The 16,529-nt window shown below is 69.6% G+C and carries 13 protein-coding genes and 1 pseudogene; 7 read left to right on the forward strand and 7 right to left on the reverse strand.

Going from position 1 to position 16,529, the window contains the following annotated elements:
* Positions 1 to 45: 45 nt before the first annotated feature.
* Both AB0H86_RS18190 and AB0H86_RS18195 read right to left on the reverse strand, forming a co-directional pair.
* On the reverse strand, positions 46 to 1,041 hold the full coding sequence (locus AB0H86_RS18190) for a sugar ABC transporter permease (RefSeq protein ID WP_362438953.1): 996 nt from the start codon (positions 1,039 to 1,041) through the stop codon (positions 46 to 48).
* Positions 1,038 to 2,447: an extracellular solute-binding protein gene (locus tag AB0H86_RS18195; protein WP_362438956.1), complete on the reverse strand. Its 1,410-nt coding sequence runs from the start codon at positions 2,445 to 2,447 to the stop codon at positions 1,038 to 1,040. The genes AB0H86_RS18190 and AB0H86_RS18195 overlap by 4 nt, the downstream gene beginning before the upstream one ends.
* A gap of 205 nt (positions 2,448 to 2,652) precedes the next feature.
* Here AB0H86_RS18195 and AB0H86_RS18200 point away from each other — a divergent pair, with 205 nt between their 5' ends.
* The 7 genes from AB0H86_RS18200 to AB0H86_RS18230 all read left to right on the forward strand — a co-directional run bounded on the left by AB0H86_RS18200 (position 2,653) and on the right by AB0H86_RS18230 (position 10,489).
* A complete protein-coding gene (locus AB0H86_RS18200; protein WP_362438959.1) occupies positions 2,653 to 4,245 on the forward strand; it encodes a glycoside hydrolase family 32 protein in 1,593 nt (530 codons plus the stop codon).
* Positions 4,246 to 4,517: 272 nt separating this feature from the next.
* Positions 4,518 to 6,281 (forward strand): hypothetical protein, encoded by a 1,764-nt coding sequence (locus AB0H86_RS18205; RefSeq protein ID WP_362438962.1) that lies wholly within the window; start codon positions 4,518 to 4,520, stop codon positions 6,279 to 6,281.
* A 140-nt stretch (positions 6,282 to 6,421) separates the two neighbouring features.
* Complete coding sequence (locus AB0H86_RS18210) at positions 6,422 to 7,168, forward strand: Crp/Fnr family transcriptional regulator (protein ID WP_362438965.1); 747 nt, start codon at positions 6,422 to 6,424, stop codon at positions 7,166 to 7,168.
* An 85-nt stretch (positions 7,169 to 7,253) separates the two neighbouring features.
* Positions 7,254 to 8,039: a hypothetical protein gene (locus AB0H86_RS18215; RefSeq protein ID WP_362438968.1), complete on the forward strand. Its 786-nt coding sequence runs from the start codon at positions 7,254 to 7,256 to the stop codon at positions 8,037 to 8,039.
* A gap of 268 nt (positions 8,040 to 8,307) precedes the next feature.
* Complete coding sequence (locus AB0H86_RS18220; protein WP_362438971.1) at positions 8,308 to 9,051, forward strand: hypothetical protein; 744 nt, start codon at positions 8,308 to 8,310, stop codon at positions 9,049 to 9,051.
* A complete protein-coding gene (locus AB0H86_RS18225) occupies positions 9,048 to 9,356 on the forward strand; it encodes a helix-turn-helix domain-containing protein (RefSeq protein WP_362438974.1) in 309 nt (102 codons plus the stop codon). The genes AB0H86_RS18220 and AB0H86_RS18225 overlap by 4 nt, the downstream gene beginning before the upstream one ends.
* Positions 9,353 to 10,489 carry a hypothetical protein gene (locus AB0H86_RS18230; RefSeq protein WP_362438977.1) on the forward strand — a complete coding sequence of 379 codons (1,137 nt, stop codon included), beginning with the start codon at positions 9,353 to 9,355 and terminating at the stop codon, positions 10,487 to 10,489. The genes AB0H86_RS18225 and AB0H86_RS18230 overlap by 4 nt, the downstream gene beginning before the upstream one ends.
* Positions 10,490 to 11,038: 549 nt before the next feature.
* On the opposite strand, the gene AB0H86_RS18235 is transcribed toward AB0H86_RS18230, so the two are convergent.
* From AB0H86_RS18235 to AB0H86_RS18255, 5 genes and pseudogenes are all read right to left on the reverse strand, one after another.
* Positions 11,039 to 12,562 (reverse strand): aldehyde dehydrogenase family protein, encoded by a 1,524-nt coding sequence (locus AB0H86_RS18235; protein ID WP_362438980.1) that lies wholly within the window; start codon positions 12,560 to 12,562, stop codon positions 11,039 to 11,041.
* Positions 12,563 to 12,711: 149 nt separating this feature from the next.
* On the reverse strand, positions 12,712 to 13,989 hold the full coding sequence (locus AB0H86_RS18240; protein WP_362438983.1) for a GAF domain-containing protein: 1,278 nt from the start codon (positions 13,987 to 13,989) through the stop codon (positions 12,712 to 12,714).
* A gap of 133 nt (positions 13,990 to 14,122) precedes the next feature.
* On the reverse strand, positions 14,123 to 14,722 hold the full coding sequence (locus tag AB0H86_RS18245; protein WP_362438986.1) for an N-acetylmuramoyl-L-alanine amidase: 600 nt from the start codon (positions 14,720 to 14,722) through the stop codon (positions 14,123 to 14,125).
* Between the two features lie 51 nt (positions 14,723 to 14,773).
* Positions 14,774 to 14,963: pseudogene (locus tag AB0H86_RS18250) on the reverse strand (acetamidase); the annotation flags it as partial.
* Between the two features lie 328 nt (positions 14,964 to 15,291).
* Positions 15,292 to 16,500, reverse strand: a complete 1,209-nt coding sequence (locus AB0H86_RS18255; protein ID WP_362438989.1) for an ROK family transcriptional regulator — start codon at positions 16,498 to 16,500, stop codon at positions 15,292 to 15,294.
* Positions 16,501 to 16,529: the final 29 nt, after the last annotated feature.

A 16,529-nucleotide genomic window follows, 5' to 3' on the forward strand; every position in this document is an offset into this window, starting at 1 on the left:
ATGCCGAACCCGAGAGGGAACTCGTACTCATCTGACTCACCCGGCTCACTGGTAGTGGACGTAACGCCGGCTGAGCCGGAACTGGAGTGCGGTGACCGCCATGATCAGGGCGAAGAGCAGGACGCCCACGGCGGACGCCTCGCCGAAGCGGAGCTGCTCGAAGGCCGTCTCGTAGATGACCATCACGACCGTGCGCGTCGAGTCGCCGGGACCGCCCGCCGTGAGGACGTACGGCTGCTCGAAGACCTGGAGGGCGTTGATGATGCCGACCACGGACGCCACCAGCAGCGTGGGCGACAGCAGCGGCAGGGTGATGGCGAGGTGTTTGCGCACCCCGCTCGCGCCGTCCAGCGAAGCCGCCTCGTGCACCTCTTTCGGGATGTTGTTCAGGCCGCCGACGAACAGCAGGAACGAGAAGCCGAACTGCTGCCAGACGTACGCCAGGACCACGGCCGCCATCGCCCCGTTCTCCGAGGTCAGCCAGGAGACCGAGGGGATACCGACCGTGGAAAGGAGCCAGTTCACGGGGCCGAAGTCCTGGTTGAACAGGTACTTCATCACCACCGAGATGGACGCGGCGGACAGCACCAGCGGGAAGAAGAACGCCGAACGGAACACGGACCGCAGCCACTTGGGCATCCGGCCGTTCACCGCGATGGCCAGCACGAGCGCGATCAGCAACTGGAGTGCGACCGCGAGCACCATGAAGACGAGCGTGTTGCGGAAGGAGACGAGGACCGTCGAATCGGTCAGGATCTCCCGGTAGTTGGCCGCTCCGGCCCACCGCGGATCGTCGATCACGTCCCACTGGAAGAGGCTGAGGACGACCGAGCCGACGATCGGTACGACCGTGAAGACGACGATGCCGACGACGGTGGGCGCGAGGAACAGTACGGCGAGGAGACGGGTGCCCCGGGTGCGGATGGTGGTGGCGGCCGTGGACTCGGATGCCTTACGGGTCTGACCGGTCCTGCGGTTCCTGCGGCTCTTGCGGGTGCGGGCGGGCTCCGGCCCCACGGGCCTGATCTCGGTGTTCGTCACACTTCACGCTCCATGGCCTTCTCCAGGTCCCCCTGCAGCCGGCGCAGCGCGGGACGCACCGCGCCGGGGCTCGCAAGGGCGGTTCCGGTGTGCTTGATCAGCAGCTGCTCGACCTCGTTGACCTGCGGCGGGGCCGGGATCGGGCCGGTGGTGGGGATCTTGTCGAGGGTGTCGTAGAAGACCTGCCAGTGGGCCGGGCCGGTCTCCCGGTAGCGGGCCTCGTCGACCATGGAGCGGCGGGCCGGAGTGGTCTGGTTGGCCGCGAAGAGCTGGGTCATCACGTCCTTGCGGGCGGTGTACTTGATGAACTCCCAGGCCTCGTCCCGCATCTTCGACGTGCGCAGCATCGCGTACCCGGCGGCGCCGAACTGGTGACGCCGGGTGCGCCGGCGCGGGAAGTAGCGCACGTCGTAGTCGGCCGGTTTCATGCCCGCCTGATGCAGGCCGCCCGCCCAGAAGCCGCCCGCGGGCGTGACACCGACGCGGCCGGTGGAGAAGACGCCGACGAGGTTGCGGCCGTCGCCGCCCTCCGGCCGGGTGCACAGGTCCTCCTGGACGAGGGAGGAGAGGTAGTCGTAGACCTCCGCGACGCGGTCGGAGTCGGCCAGGGGTGTCGTCCACCGGTAGCCGCCGCCCCGGCCGCGCCGCTGTGCCTCGGGATAGAAGGAGTTCCAGAGCCAGTCGCCGCCGGGGGCCTTGGACTCGGTGAGGAGGTTGGTGTCGTTGGCGAAGAGCCAGGGGACCACTCCGCCCCACAGCCGGTTGGTCCAGAAGTACGGGGTGAACCGGTCGCCGTTGCTGCGTTTCATCGCTCGCAGCAGCGTTGTGAAGTCGTCGTGGGTCCAGTCGTCGTCGGGGAGGTCGGCACCCGCGCGTTCGAGGACCCGGCTGTTGAGGTACATGTCGGCCGCGTTGAACTCGACCGGCAGCTGGTAGAGGCTCCCCTCGTACATCATCGACTCGACCAGCGAGGGATGGACGTCGGCGAAGTACGTGCGCAGCTCGGCCGCGTCCCGCTTCGCCCACCTGTCCAGCGGTACGCCGAGCCGCTGGGCGAAGAGCTGCACGCCCTCGGTGGCGACGTACACGAGGTCGGGTGCCGTGCCCGCGGCGATCTGGGTGAGGATCTTGGAGAAGAAGTCCGACCAGTCGTAGGCCTGTACGGGGTTGATGCGGATCCTGATGTCGGGGTGGACCTCGCGGAATCCGTCGCGCAGGGCTCGCTGCGCCTCGGGGTTGAAGGCGGAGCCCAGGGTGGCGATGACGAGCGAGCCGTCGTCGCGGCCGGGGATGTCGGCGGCGGTGAGGCGGTCCCAGCCGGCCGCGACACCGGCGAGAGCGGCGGCTCCGGCGCCGTATGCGCCGTAGCGCATCAGGGCCCGTCGGGAGAGGAGCGAGTCGGTCATCGGCGAGCCTAACTCGTGTTAGCCGAATTGATTTCATGATGATGAGAACCCCGCTGCGGCTCTGTCAAGGGATGTGCGCGGATGGGGAGTTACGAACGGCCGGTGCGCGAGGGCTTGACCTTTAACGAGTTAGGTATACGGTTCCGGTCCACATGAGCCGCGTCCCGACGACGACGTCGGGGAAGGGAGCCGCACGATGCGTGGCATGAAGAGGAGTTCGCTCGGCTCGGGTTCGCTCGGCCCGGGGAAGACGCTGTCCAGGCGGTCGCTGCTGACAGCCTCGGCCGTCGGCAGCGCCGGGGTTCTGCTGCCGGACCTCGTGAGACCGGCGGAGGCGGTGCCCCGCGAGGCGACGGCCGCGTGCACGGGCAGCTACCGCGCCGAGTACCACTTCACGGTCCCCGACCAGTGGATGAACGACCCGCAGCGCCCGATCTGGATCGACGGCGAGTATCACTACTACTACCTCTACAACCCCGACTACTCGACGGGCGGCACGACGGCCGGCACCGCCTGGCGCCTGGCCACCAGCACCGACCTCGTCTCCTTCACCGACCGGGGCATCGCGGTGCCGAAGAACACGACTTCCAACGGCGATGTCTGGTCCGGCTCGGCGGTGGTCGACACGGACGACACGGCGGGCTTCGGCGCGGGCGCGGTGATCGTCATCGCCACCATGGCGCCCGACGACGTCACCCAGGCCCAGTACCTGTACTACTCGACGGACGACGGCCGCACCTTCACGAACCACGGCACCGCCCCGGTCCTCCCCAACCCCGGCGTACGGGACTTCCGCGACCCCAAGGTGATCCGCGACGAGGAGCGCGGGCGGTGGGTGATGCTGCTCGCCGAGAACGACAAAGTCGGCTTCTACCACTCCGCCGACCTCAAGGCGTGGACGTACGTCGGCGGCTTTATCAAGGGCGGCATCGGCGTCCTGGAGTGCCCCGACCTGTTCCGGATCAGGGCGGACGACGGGACCTGGAAGTGGGTGCTGGGCGTCAGCGCCAACGGCAAGGGCTCCGGGCTGCCGAGCACGTTCGCGTACTGGACGGGTTCCTTCGACGGTACGGCCTTCACCGCCGACGCGCCCGATCCCCAGTGGCTGGACCACGGCTGGGACTGGTACGCGGCGGTGACCTTCGACAAACGTGACGCGAGCGGGGTCCTGGACCCCGACGCGCGGTATGCGATCGGCTGGATGAACCACTGGGACTACGCGAACACCACGCCCACCATCGAGTGCGACGGCTTCAACGGCGCCGACTCGATCGTCCGCGAGGTACGACTGAAGCACGCGTCGGGTACGTACTACCTGGCGTCCCAGCCGGTGGCGGCCCTGGACGACCATGTGTCGCGCACGGTGGACCTCGGCGACATCGCGGTCGACGGCACACGACCGCTCGACTACACGGGCACCGCGTACGAGCTGACCTGTGAGATCACCTGGGACCAACTGGTGGGCGCCGGACTCCAGTTGCGGCGGTCGTCGGACGGTGGGCGGCACATCGACGCGGGAGTCTACGGCGACTACGCCTTCGTCAACCGCGGTTACTCCGTGAGCCCCGACGCCTCCGGCCGCTGGCAGGAGAGCCGCACGCCGTTCGACCTGTCCGCCGGCACGGTCCGCCTGCGGATCCTCGTCGACCGTACGTCCGTCGAGATGTTCGTCGGCGACGGCCGGTACGTGCACTCGACCGAGGCCTTCCCCGACCCGTCCGACACCGCACTGGCGCTGTTCACGATCGACGGGCAGGCGGTGTTCCGGAACGTGGTGATCCGGGAGTTCACGGTCTGATCCGACGGGGAGGTGGCCGGGGCGCGCCGAGAGGCTGCCGACGACCGGCGCGCCAGGGCTCTCCATGCCGAGGCAAGCTAGACATCGGCACCGCGGAAAGGGCACGAGATTCCACGCCCGCACATGTGGTGGAGCCTCGCCCGTCGGTAGGGGAATCCGCCGCGGGCGAGTTCGAGAGGTCCTATCCAGCTGGCGAGATCACTCTCGATGTCGTCGGTCTTGCCCCTTGCGGCCTCATTGAGGCCGCGTTGAGGCCGCAAGGACAGCAGGCGTTGGCCGCGGGGGGACCCGACCTCGCCACGTGGGCCGCCGACATTCTCCTCCAGGGTGGACGCCGTCTACTGTCCGGCTATGCCGACAACGTCGTGTGGGGCGCCCGCGAGGTCCTCCGCGCCATCGGTGGCGCCCTACCGGATCATACTGTCGGGCGGCTGGAGCAGTACCTGCTCCACCTGCGCCTCCCCCCGGACGAAGAACTGTCCCCCTGGCACGAGTTCACTCTGTTGACGGCGCTGCCCGAAGAGCGGCTTTCCGAGCGTGCGAGGCGCCGACTCGGAGAACTCAGCCGACTCCACGGCGACCGACGGGAACCGGACGAACCGGAGGGGATGACGGGTGGGTTCGTAGGCTCGCCGATCCCGGTGGAAGCGGCCCAGCGCATGAGTGACGACCAGTGGCTCAAGGCCATGAGGAAACACAGCCAGGACCGAATCGACTGGGCGACACATACTGGTGGCGCGCGCGAGTTGTCGCACGTGCTGCGGAGCACGACGGTGGCGGACCCCCGTCGGTTCGCGAGGCTCGCCCTGCGCGTCGACGCCGGTACACATCCGGCCTACGGTGCCTCGCTGCTCCTCGGCTTGGGGGAGGCCGAGCCGTACCGCGATCCGGAGGCCGTCTTCGCGGCGGTGCGCCATTTCGCCGGCAGGGGTTTGTCGTCGCATGACCGGTGGCTGGGGCACGCCCTGCAGAAGTACCTCGCCCTGGTGCCACTGGACCTGGTGGAGGCGCTTCTCGGCCGCGCTCTCGACTCGGGTGATCCGAGCGACGCCGACGGTGCTTACGACGCGGATAGGGGCGACGTGACGCGTGACCTGCTCACCGTCGGAATCAACACCGTACGGGGCAGCGCGGCGAAGAGTCTGGGCGATCTGCTCGTCCACGACGCCGACGGATCCCGCGCCGCCTTGATCGTCCCCCACCTGGGAAGATTGGCGGCCGACCCCTCCCTTGGCGTCCGGGCATGCGCGGCCCATGTGCTGCGTGCCGCGATCCGTCACGACCGCCTCGCGGCGACCGAGGCCTTCGCGGTGCTGGTCCAGGCTCCTGACCACCTGCTGGCGTCACCGTATGTTCCCCGCCTTGCCGTTGCCCTGATGCACGGGGACCCGGCGGCGGCCGTACCGCTGACAGAACGCATGCTGCACTCTGCGGCGGCGCCGGTGCGTCGGGTCGGCGGCCAAGTAGCCGCGCTTGCCGCGATGGAGTGGGAGACGCCTGACCTGTTGGCCAAGGTGCTTGCCGGGAACGACACGGCACAGCGGCGGGGAGCCGCCGCCGTGTGCGCCCAGCGCCTTCTGAACACCGGTGACGCGGCCCTCGCCCATCACGCACTCGTCCGGTTCTTTCACGATCCCGAGGAGGAAGTGCGGGAAGCCGCCGCTACGGTGGCCGCCGCTCTGCGCGGCCGACGTCTGGGGCCCTACCGGCGGACACTGACCGCACTGATCGACTCCCGCACTTTCGGGGCCGCTCTGCCTCAGCTGCTGATTACGCTCGAAGACGCTCCGGACCGGGTCGACGAACTGGTTCTGGCATGCGTGCGGCGCTTTGTCGCGGTGTTCGCAGTCGCTTCGGGCGACCTCGCCCGCAGTGCGGCGGCCGACGCCCGCCACATCGGCCGCCTACTGGTTCGCGCGTATGTTCAGGCAACTTCCCCCACGCGCCGGTCCGAGATCCTCGATCTGCTGGACCAGCTCTTGTTCTTCGGATCGTACGGCGTGGTCGAGGCGATCGCTGATTCCGGCCGGAGCTGATGGGAGGGGCTCCGCTCGGTTCTGGCCCCGCAGGATGCTCCGGCCGTGCGCCGCCGCGCGCCCCGGCGTGCGTCCGGCGCGCGCTGGCGGAGGGGGCGAAAACGTCCGATGCCGGGGTGACCGAGTGCTGTGCTGTGCAGATGACACAGGGCTCGAATTCCTACAGCTGTGCGACCTTCCTCAACACGCTGTCGCCCGAAGCGCGCGCGGCCTTCATCCAGCTCGGTACGCGACGCCGCTACGCCGTGGGAGACGTACTCATCCATGAAGGCGACCACGATCAGGAACTGGTGGTCCTCCACAAGGGCTTGGTGAAGGCAACCGCTCGGTTGGACCGCGACCGGGTGTCGCTCATGGACATCTGGATCGCCGGGGACGTCGTGGGTGAGAGGGCGGCGATGGGTGTCGGACCACGCTCAGCCACGGTTACCGCCTGCGGCGATGTGGTCGCTACTGTCATCCCGAGACACGAGCTCACGGACTTCCTCCTCGCTCATCCGGAGATGTCGCTGTCGCTCATCCAGATGGTTTGTGGTCGGCTGAGCCGATCCGACCGCCTGCGGCTCGAGTTGGGTGGATACCCGGTCCCGGTTCGGCTGGCGCGCGTCCTCGTCGAACTCGCGGAGTCGTACGGGCGGCCCGCGGAGACGTTCAGGGGACCCAACTGGAACAAGGTGCGCATTGACGTGGACCTGTCCCAGTCGGAGTTCGCCGCCCTCACCGCGTCCACCACGGACACCGTCCACAAGGCTCTCGCTCACCTGCGCAACCGCGAGATCATCACCACCGGCTCTCGGAAAACCTCTGTCGAGGACATGGCCCGCCTGCGCAAGGCAGCCCGGCTGAGTGTGCCGTCGCCTGGGAACAGGGCAAGCAAACCGCACTAATGCGGTTTCCTCGGCTACTCCCGCTCCTTCCGGGCACAGTTGGCGTGCATCGCACCCAACCCCTCCTGGAAGGTGGTCAGTTGTAGTGAAAGAGCTCTCTCATTCCCGCCCGCCGGACGACCTGACACAGCGTCGGCTGTGCCTGGCCGCGGACGTGGAGCAGTACAGCCGTCTCGACACCCGGACGCAGTCGGTCGTCCAGTCCGAGCTGGTCCGGATGCTGGACGAGGCGGCCGCGCTGGCCGGGCTGGACCGGGCGACCTGGACGCGTCAGCCGCAGGGTGACCTGGAGTTCGCCGTCCTCCCCGAGCTCACGCCGGAGGACGCCGTTCTCGGCCCCTTCGTCCACCATCTCGCGGTCCGCCTCGGGGACCGCAATGCCCGACCGGGCATTCAGCGGATCAGGCTGCGGCTGGCCGTGGACACCGGTGTGGTCTCGGACGCCGCTCTGGGCCACGCGGGCCCGGCCCCGGTCGCTGTGGCGCGCTACCTCAACGCGCCCCAGCTCCGAGCCGTACTCGCCACCCTCACCTCCGCGCATCTCGCCGTCATCGTGTCGGACCGGCTGTACCAGGACGTCGTACGGTCCAGGCGACGGGAACTCGACCCAGCGCAGTACGTGCGCGTCCACGTGAAGGTGAAGGAGTTCGGCGGCTACGGCTGGATCCGCGTACCGGGTCACGCGCCGGACGACGTGCGGTCGGCGATGACGCAGGCGCAGGCGCCCTTGCCGGATGCCGGCGTGCAGAGCTGTGCGCCTGTCTCCCAGTACGTCCATCAGGGCGCCGCTGTAGGCCGGGACGTCGTCGGCGGTCTCACCGTCGGTCTGCCCTCGTCTTCTCCGCAGGCCGACTCGGGGCGCGCCTGGTGACGGGCTCCTACAAGGCCCCGCCCCGGCGAGAGAGGGGCGACAGCCAGTGGGCGGACTACGGGGTGAACGTCGGTCACGCCGTATACGGCGACATTCACGTCCACCCGCCCACCGCGTGGTCCATGCGCTGGAACGCCACAGTGCGCCCGACCCACACGACATGGCACGTGGCTGTGAGGTCGGCCCTGACCGACCTCACACGTGCCTGCGGCCGAGCCGCAGCTGCCCTGGCGGACTTCCGGCCCGACGAGGTCAGCAAGGAGGAGGCATGACATCGACCGGACCCGGGAGCGTCTTCGCCCGGATCGATCGGGACGTCCTCGGACCACCTGACGCCACGCGGTCGTCCCTCACGGTACGCGTCGGCTCCCGTGAGGTCCTGCTCTCCCCGGAGGAGAGCAGGACGGCGCTCTACGGCCCGCGACGGGACGCGGCGCTGGGTGCGGCGGTATGGCGACAGGCCGTTACGGAGGCCCAGCGGGAGTCGAGGGGAGGCGACGGTACCGGACGGTTGCTCGTCGTCTGGCTGGTGCTGCCGGGGCTGTACCGGAATTTGCATCGGATCCTGCGCCGCTGGCGGCGGGTCGCGCGGGCTGACCTGGAGGCGGAGGCAGTCCTGGCCGTGCTTGCCGCCATCGAGACGGCGGACCCGGATGGCCCGGATACGGGCAGGTGCCTGGTCAAGGAGGCGGTGAACCGGATGTGGGCCTACGCGAAGCGTGTCACGCGGGAGATCCCCGTCGTCGACATCAGCGCCTTCGCCGAGACCCGCAACGCCATTCTTCCGCCGGAGGAACGGCCCCGCCCACCCGAGGGATGGGAAGTGCACATCACGCCCCCGCCCGACCGCGAGGGCCTGTACGCCACGATTCGCTTCGCCGAGCCGCGTCCCCGGCAAGATGGCCGGCAGACCGGTACCCGCCTGCCTGACCTGGTGTTCCAGGCCCGCCGCCACGAGGAGGCCGACCTCGTCGGCACACTGGTCCTGCACCCCGCGGGAGCCCGGCGGTGAGCGGGCGATCCGGCCCGCCGCTCGGCTTTGCGGAAGCCCTTGATCTGCCCCTGAGCGTCGACCTGCGCACCGCTGCCCGCGCCTTCAGGATCTGCCCCGCCACGGCCTACAAGCTGATTCGCCTCGGCACTTTCCCGTGCCCCGTGCTGCGGGTCGGCGGACGCTACCGCATCCCCACCGCTTACCTGCTGCGCACGCTCGGCATTGAGGAGCGGCCGGTGTACGTCGTCCCCCTGGAGGACGACGCGCCGTCCGCCGCCCCGCCCTACGACAACAACGCTCACGCATCGGAGGATCCCGAATGATTACGTCACAGACGCTCCGGCAGGAGTCCGATGAACCCCTGAGGTGCTTCGTGGTCGGCCCCATCGGAAACTCGCATGCCGCGCACGGCAGCCCCGAGCGCGAGGCGTACGAACACCACCTCGCCATCTTCGAGCAGGTGATCGCCCCGGCCTGCGAGAAGTACGGCATCAGCGCCTTGCGCGCGGACGGCATCGCGCACGCCGGTGACATCAACGAGCAGATCTGCCGATACGTCGTCGAGTCCGACCTGGTCGTCGCGGACGTCAGCGGCGGCAATCCCAATGTCATGTACGAGCTGGGGCTGCGGCACATCACCGGCAAGCCGACGATTCACATCGGGGAGGTCGGACAGCTGCCTTTCGACATCGCGTCGATCAGGACGATCCACTACGAGCGGGCGCGCAGCCATCTGGCCGGAGCGCGCAAGGAGATCGAGAGCGCCCTGGAGGCCGGCCTCCGGGACGGCTTCGAACTTCTCACGCCGGCACGGGTGCTGCGCGGACTCCAGGCCGGTGACGGACCGGACTCCGCATACGAGACCGACGACGGCGGAAAGGGGGAGGACGAAGACTCGCCCGGTCTGCTCGACGACTTCGCCGTGATCGAGGACGGGCTGGCCGAGATGGACGCCGACATGGAGGCGATCACGAAGACGATCGAGACGATCGGAGCACTGACCGAGCAGTCCAGTACCGAGATGGCCGATCTGACCCAGGCGAACGCGCCCGCGAGCGCACAACTCGCTGCCGTCGCTCGGTACGCGGAGACGATCAGTGCACCAGCGGGCGAACTGAACACCGTCGCCGCTGCGTTCGCGGAGCGGATGGCGACCCTGGACAGCGGGGTGCGAGCCGCGCTGGGGCTCATCGAGATGACGCCGCCCCACGAACGCGGCGAGGGAGCGGAGGAATTCCTGGAGCAGTTGATGTCCCTGGACGAGGCTGCCCAGGACGGTCTCGCACAGATTAGTTCCTTCGGCACCTCGGCGGTCGGCTTGCTACGGGTCAGCCGGCACCTCCGCAAGCCGGTGAAGGAGATCTCCGCCGCGGTGAAGCAACTGACCTCCGTCATCACGAGGATGGGGGAGTGGGCGGCCAAGGCCCGTGCGCTGGCGCACGGCACGACCGCATGACATTGCTGTGCAGGGACCCGGACCTCCTCAGAGGCTCGGGTCCTGTGTCGTCATGCCTATTGCTTGCACACTCACGGACGGTTTCGGCTGATTGACCTGTGGGTCATTCGCCCATAGCGGTGGAGGGACAGGGTCACTGATGGACCGCCGCGACAGCTAAGCCGTCATCCCGGTGCCGCAGCACCTCCCGGATCGGGTCGAACCCGTACACCGAGCCCCTGCACGTAACCGCGGTCCGTCGCAACGAGGGCGAAAGATGTGTGCATCGTCCGCTGTAACCCCACTGATTTGTCTGAGGCTGTGCCGCCGAGTGTGCGTGGTTCCCCGTGGCTCATGACGCGCTGCCCGGGCTCGGCGTCCAGTCGCCACAGTCCTGCCGAGGCTGGTCAGGCCAAGTGGGTGCGTTCCTTGGTCCGCGACTGGTCCGGAAGATCTGTCCAGGGCATAGACATATCGAGATGAATCGGTCAGGCGGATTGCCGTACGACGCGTTGGTGATGAGGGGGCCAACATGGCAAACGCCAAGCTAGGCCCCCCACTTCAGGCGCCCTAGAAGAACCCGAGTTTCTTGGGCGAGTAGCTCACCAGTAGATTCTTCGTCTGCTGATAGTGCTCCAGCATCATCTTGTGATTCTCACGCCCGATCCCCGACTGCTTGTATCCGCCGAAGGCGGCGTGCGCCGGGTAGGCGTGGTAGCAGTTCGTCCAGACGCGGCCCGCCTGGATCGCCCGGCCCGCGCGGTAGGCCGTGTTGATGTCCCGCGTCCAGACGCCCGCACCGAGCCCGTACAGCGTGTCGTTGGCGATTTTGATCGCGTCGTCGAAGTCGTCGAAGGACGTCACCGAGACCACCGGTCCGAAGATCTCCTCCTGGAAGATCCGCATCCGGTTGTCACCCTCGAAGATGGTCGGCTGGACGTAGTAGCCGCCCTTCAACTCACCGTCGTACTGGACGCGTTCACCACCCGTGAGGACCTTCGCGCCCTCCTGCCGGCCGATGTCCAGATAGGAGAGGATCTTCTCCAGCTGGTCGTTGGAGGCCTGGGCGCCGATCATCGTGTCGGTGTCGAGGGGGTGACCGGGCTTGATCAGCTTCGTGCGTGCTACGGCCGCCTCCAGGAACTCGGCGTAGTGGCCCCGTTGGACCAGCGCCCGGGACGGGCAGGTGCACACCTCGCCCTGGTTGAGCGCGAACATGGTGAAGCCTTCGAGCGCCTTGTCACGGAAGTCGTCGTTCTGCGCCCATACGTCGTCGAAGAAGATGTTGGGCGACTTGCCGCCGAGTTCCAGGGTGACGGGCTTGATGTTCTCCGAGGCGTACTGCATGATCAGCCGCCCCGTCGTGGTCTCGCCCGTGAACGCCACCTTCGCCACCCGCGGGCTGGACGCCAGCGGCTTGCCCGCCTCCGCGCCGAAGCCGTTGACGATGTTCACCACGCCGGGCGGGAGCAGGTCCGCGATGAGGCTCATCCAGTAGTGGATGGACGCCGGGGTCTGCTCGGCGGGCTTGATGACGACCGCGTTGCCCGCCGCGAGAGCGGGGGCCAGCTTCCATGTGGCCATCAGGATGGGAAAGTTCCAGGGGATGATCTGCGCTACGACGCCCAGCGGCTCGTGGAAGTGGTACGCCACCGTGTCGTCGTCGACCTCGCCGACTGAGCCTTCCTGCGCGCGGATCGCTCCCGCGAAGTAGCGGAAGTGGTCGATGGCGAGCGGGATGTCGGCCGCCAGCGTCTCCCGGACGGGCTTCCCGTTCTCCCAGCTCTCCGCCACCGCCAGGGGTTCGAGATGCGCCTGCATCCGGTCCGCGATCTTCAGCAGGATGTCGGAGCGCTCGGTCACCGAGGTGCGGCCCCAGGCCGGGGCGGCCGCGTGCGCCGCGTCGAGTGCCTTCTCCACGTCCGCCGCGGTGCCGCGCGCGATCTCCGTGAACGGTTGCCCGTTCACCGGGGACGGGTTCTCGAAGTACTGTCCGCCGGCCGGTGGCACGTACTCGCCGCCGATGAAGTGGTCGTAGCGCGCCTGGTAGGAGACGGTCGCGCCCTCGGTTCCGGGCGCCGCGTATCGGGTCATGCCGGTCTGCCTCCCTCAGAAGCGCTGCCCGCCGTTGGGCAGCTCTCGGCCCGAGGCTAGGAAGCGGGAGGTTGCAAGTACGTTGCGTGGCCGCCCGGGTCGCGGAGCCCGGAACGCGCGGCCGAGGCCGCATCACCCGGGTGTTCCGGTCAGGGTGTCGTCGGACGTGGCCACGCCGCCGGCGCCGCCAACTCGGACTCCAGTGCCGCCAGACGTGCCCGGACCGACGCCGTCGACCGCACCGTGGCGAGCGCCCGCCACACGTCCAGGTCCTCCTCGCCCCACGGAGCGTGTGCCCAGTCCGCCAGCAGGTCGGGGTCCCGGCGGGCGATCAGCGCCGAACGCAGGCCGTCGGCGAGGCGTCGCCGCAGCCTCACCACCGCCGGTGCCCGCGAGCCCGGCAACAGCGGGCCCGGGTACGCCCTCGTCGCCGCCGTCACGGCGCCGGTCTCCAACCTCCGTTCCACGACGGCGACATCCGACTCGACCGGCACGGTGAGCCGGTAGGGACGCGACGCGAGCAGACCCGGACCCAGTGTCCGGCGCAGTCGGGCCAGTTCGGCGCGCAGCGTCACCGGCGTCACCGACTCGTCCTCGTACAGCGCGCACAGCAACTCGTCGCCGCTCAGCCCCTCCGGACGGTGGGCCAGCAGCACCACGATCTCGCTGTGCCGACGGCTGAGCCGGACCCTGCGCCCGGCGGTGCACAGCTGTGCCTCGTCGCGGCCCAGCGCGCTGAGTTCCGGCATGTCGACCGCGGGCTGTTCGGGCAGCAGCAGCGCCAGTTGGGACTCGGCGGCCCGCGCCACGGCCTGTACGAACCCCAGGCTGTGCGGATGCGCCAGGCCGTTCCCGCCGGTGATGTCGACGGCCCCGAGCACCCGCCCGGAGCGGGGGTCGTGCACCGGGGCCGCCGCGCAGGTCCAGGGCTGCACCCGCCGGATGAAGTGCTCGGCCGCGAACACCTGCACCGGCCGGTCCACGGCGACCGCCGTGCCCGGCGCGTTCGTCCCGACCGCGGTCTCCGCCCACCGCGCCCCCGGGACGAAGTTCATCCGGTCCGCCTTGCGGCGGGTGGACGGATGACCTTCGACCCACAGCAGCCTGCCGTGCGTGTCGCACACGGCGAGCAGGTGCTCGCCGTCCGCGGCGAACGTGCCCAGCAGCTCACGGAACAGCGGCATCACCCGCGCCAGCGGGTGCTCGGCCCGGTAGGCGCCGAGGTCACCGTCCAAGAGCTCCACGCTCGCGGTGCCGTCGGGCCCGACCCCGGCCCGGGCCGAACGCCGCCAGGAGTCGGCCACCACCGAACGCACCGGGCGTGGCACGGTGCCCGCTTCCGTGAACGTCTCGTGCGCGCGCCGCAGCATCCGCACACGCTCGGCAGGGTCGGCCCCCGGTTCCAGGGCCACCCAGGGATCGGACAACTCGGCCTCCCGAAAGGCGAACTCTTGGGGACATCGTCACTCCGGGTACGCGCGCGGACAACCGTTTCGACCGTGCCACCCGAACGGCGGGCCGGGACGCCCGGTGATTCCGCCAGCGATTCCGCACCTTCGGTCAGGCGAGGTCGACCAGCCTCATGTAGCGGTCCCAGTCCCAGTGGGGGCCGGGGTCGGTGTGGTCCGCACCCGGTACCTCGTAGTGGCCGATGATGTGCTTGCGGTTCTTGGGGATGCCGTAGTTCGCGCAGATCGCGGCCGTGAGTCTCGCCGACTGCTCGTACAGTGCGTCGGTGAAGTAGGCGGGCCGGTCCACCCAGCCCTCGTGTTCGATGCCGATGCTGCGGGTGTTGTAGTCCCAGTTCCCGGCGTGCCAGCCGATGTCGGCCTCCCGGACGCACTGCGCGACATGACCGTCGGCCGACCGGACGACGTAGTGCGCGGACACCTGCCGCTGGGGGTCGCGGAAGATGGCCAGCGTGTCGGCGTACGTCTCCTGGGTGACGTGGATGACCACGAAGTCGAGGGGATAGGAGGCGGGGCGACGGGAGACCGTGTAGTTGGAAGCGACCGCCGGCTGCCATTCGGCCGACGGGTAGTCGACGGCCCGGGCCTGCGCTCGGGCGAGCGTGTCGGGCAGCAGAGCGGTCGGGATGGCGGCGAGGGCGGCGCCCTGCAACAGCCGGCGCCTGCTCGGGAACGGTCTTGCGCGTTCCATGGGGAGTGCCTTTCGAAGGTGGGGGGTTCACTCGTGGGACGGGGGGCGCGCTCAGCCTCGTAGCGTCGCCGCTGCCTGCCGAAGCCGGGCGTGCACCCCTCGGTGAGTCTCGCGCTCGGGCAGCCGTTCCTCGCGGATCTTGGCCACGCAGGTGTGGTTGGTGTCGCACACTGGCCGACGGGGACTCCACGGCCTGGGGCGCGAACCGGTACCCGTCCAGCCCGCTGTATCCGTAGGCGCGAGCAGGACCTCGCGCAGTCCGACGGCGTCGCGCCGCAGTTCCGGTGCTGCTGTCTTCACTCGACATGTGCCCCCCGTCATGTGCCCCGACATGCGCCCCGACAGGTAGCCCCTGCCGGCATGTGATCCCGCTTCAGCCGGACGCACCCGCTGTTCACGACGGCTGCGTCTCGCGTGAATCACGGTACGGCGCTTGCCGGTTGGGCAGCTGGGCGTCGTGTGCTTCCGTGGACGGCGGCACGGTTGTGGAAAACCTGCTCACCCGGACGAGTGAAGTCGCCGCGGATCGATGGGTCGGCCGGACCTGAGCCGGGGAAGTCGCCCAGGGATCAGACCCGTTCGGCCACCACCGCCGGATCGTCCAGCACCGCCCGTACCACCGAGTGCGCGGCCCCCAGCAACGGTCCCTCGGAACCCAGCCGGGACACGGACACCGGGCAGACCGGCCCCGCCGTGCGTCGGGCCAGCTCGTCCCGCAGCGACGGCAGCAGCCAGGGCGCCAGCCCCGCGAGCGCACCGCCGAGCACGACACCCTCGGGGTCCAGCAGGTTGACCGCTCCGGTCAGCGCGATCCCGAGCGCCTCTCCCGCATCGCGCAGGGCATCCCGTACGTTCTCGTCGCCGTGCGTGGCCCGCTGCGCGAGCAGACCGACGCGGTCCTCGCCCGGCTCCAGACCGGCCGCCCGCAGCACCGCCTCCTCGCCGGCGTACTGCTCCAGGCAGCCGCGTCCGCCGCACGGGCAGACCGGCCCGTCCGGATGGACCGGCACATGCCCCAACTCACCCGCGAAACCTCGGGTTCCGTGCAGCAGGCGGCCGTCCACGACGACCGCGGCACCGATGCCGATCTCGGCGGACACGTGCAGGAAGTCGCGGGGGGTGCCGTCACCGAGCCAGAGTTCGGCGAGGGCACCGAAGTTGGCCTCGTTGCCCACGGTCGGCGTGAACTCCGCGGGCAGCAGGGCACCGAGGTCCGTGTCGTGCCAGTCGAGGTTCGGGGCGTGTACGACGGTCCGGGCGTCACGCGCCACCAGCCCGGGCACGGCCACGGCCAGCCCGGCGGGCCACAGCCCCTCGCCCTCCGCCTCGGCGACGACCCGGCACACCAGGTCGGTGAGCTCCACGATCACCGGTTCGGGGGAGCGGCCCCGGTTCGCGCCGTACCGCACCGCCCGGGCCCGTATCTCTCCGCGCAGGTCGACCGCGCACACCGCGAGGTGGTCCACGCCGACCTCGGCGCCGATCCCGGCAGGTCCGCGCCCGCTGACCGCCAGCGCCGACCCCGGCCTGCCCACTCGGCCGGGCCGCTCCGGCCCGAGTTCCTCCAGCAGTCCCGACCGGATGAGTTCGTCGACGAGGCTCGACACCGCGGCGCGGGTGAGACCGATGCGCGAGGCGACGGTGGCGCGGGAGAGTTGCCCCTCGGCACTGACGGCGTGCATGACCCGGGCGAGGTTGCGCCGCCGCATGCCCTGCTGGGTGTCGGGCAGCGCACGCCCGGGGCCGGCCGGGTGGGCCTGGTGCAGCGGTGCGGTCATGCCTCCGTCCGTCCTCGGTCGGTGGTGTC

Origin of the sequence: Streptomyces sp. NPDC050997 (genome assembly GCF_040660135.1) — a bacterium.
Lineage (GTDB): Bacteria > Actinomycetota > Actinomycetes > Streptomycetales > Streptomycetaceae > Streptomyces.

Coding starts and splice junctions, on each gene's coding strand:
- AB0H86_RS18195 (WP_362438956.1), bottom strand. CDS start 2,447: ATGACCGACTCGCTCCTCTCCCGACGGGCCCTGATGCGCTACGGCGCA.
- AB0H86_RS18210 (WP_362438965.1), top strand. CDS start 6,422: ATGACACAGGGCTCGAATTCCTACAGCTGTGCGACCTTCCTCAACACG.
- AB0H86_RS18235 (WP_362438980.1), bottom strand. CDS start 12,562: ATGACCCGATACGCGGCGCCCGGAACCGAGGGCGCGACCGTCTCCTAC.
- AB0H86_RS18245 (WP_362438986.1), bottom strand. CDS start 14,722: ATGGAACGCGCAAGACCGTTCCCGAGCAGGCGCCGGCTGTTGCAGGGC.
- AB0H86_RS18255 (WP_362438989.1), bottom strand. CDS start 16,500: ATGACCGCACCGCTGCACCAGGCCCACCCGGCCGGCCCCGGGCGTGCG.
- AB0H86_RS18200 (WP_362438959.1), top strand. CDS start 2,653: ATGAAGAGGAGTTCGCTCGGCTCGGGTTCGCTCGGCCCGGGGAAGACG.
- AB0H86_RS18220 (WP_362438971.1), top strand. CDS start 8,308: ATGACATCGACCGGACCCGGGAGCGTCTTCGCCCGGATCGATCGGGAC.
- AB0H86_RS18230 (WP_362438977.1), top strand. CDS start 9,353: ATGATTACGTCACAGACGCTCCGGCAGGAGTCCGATGAACCCCTGAGG.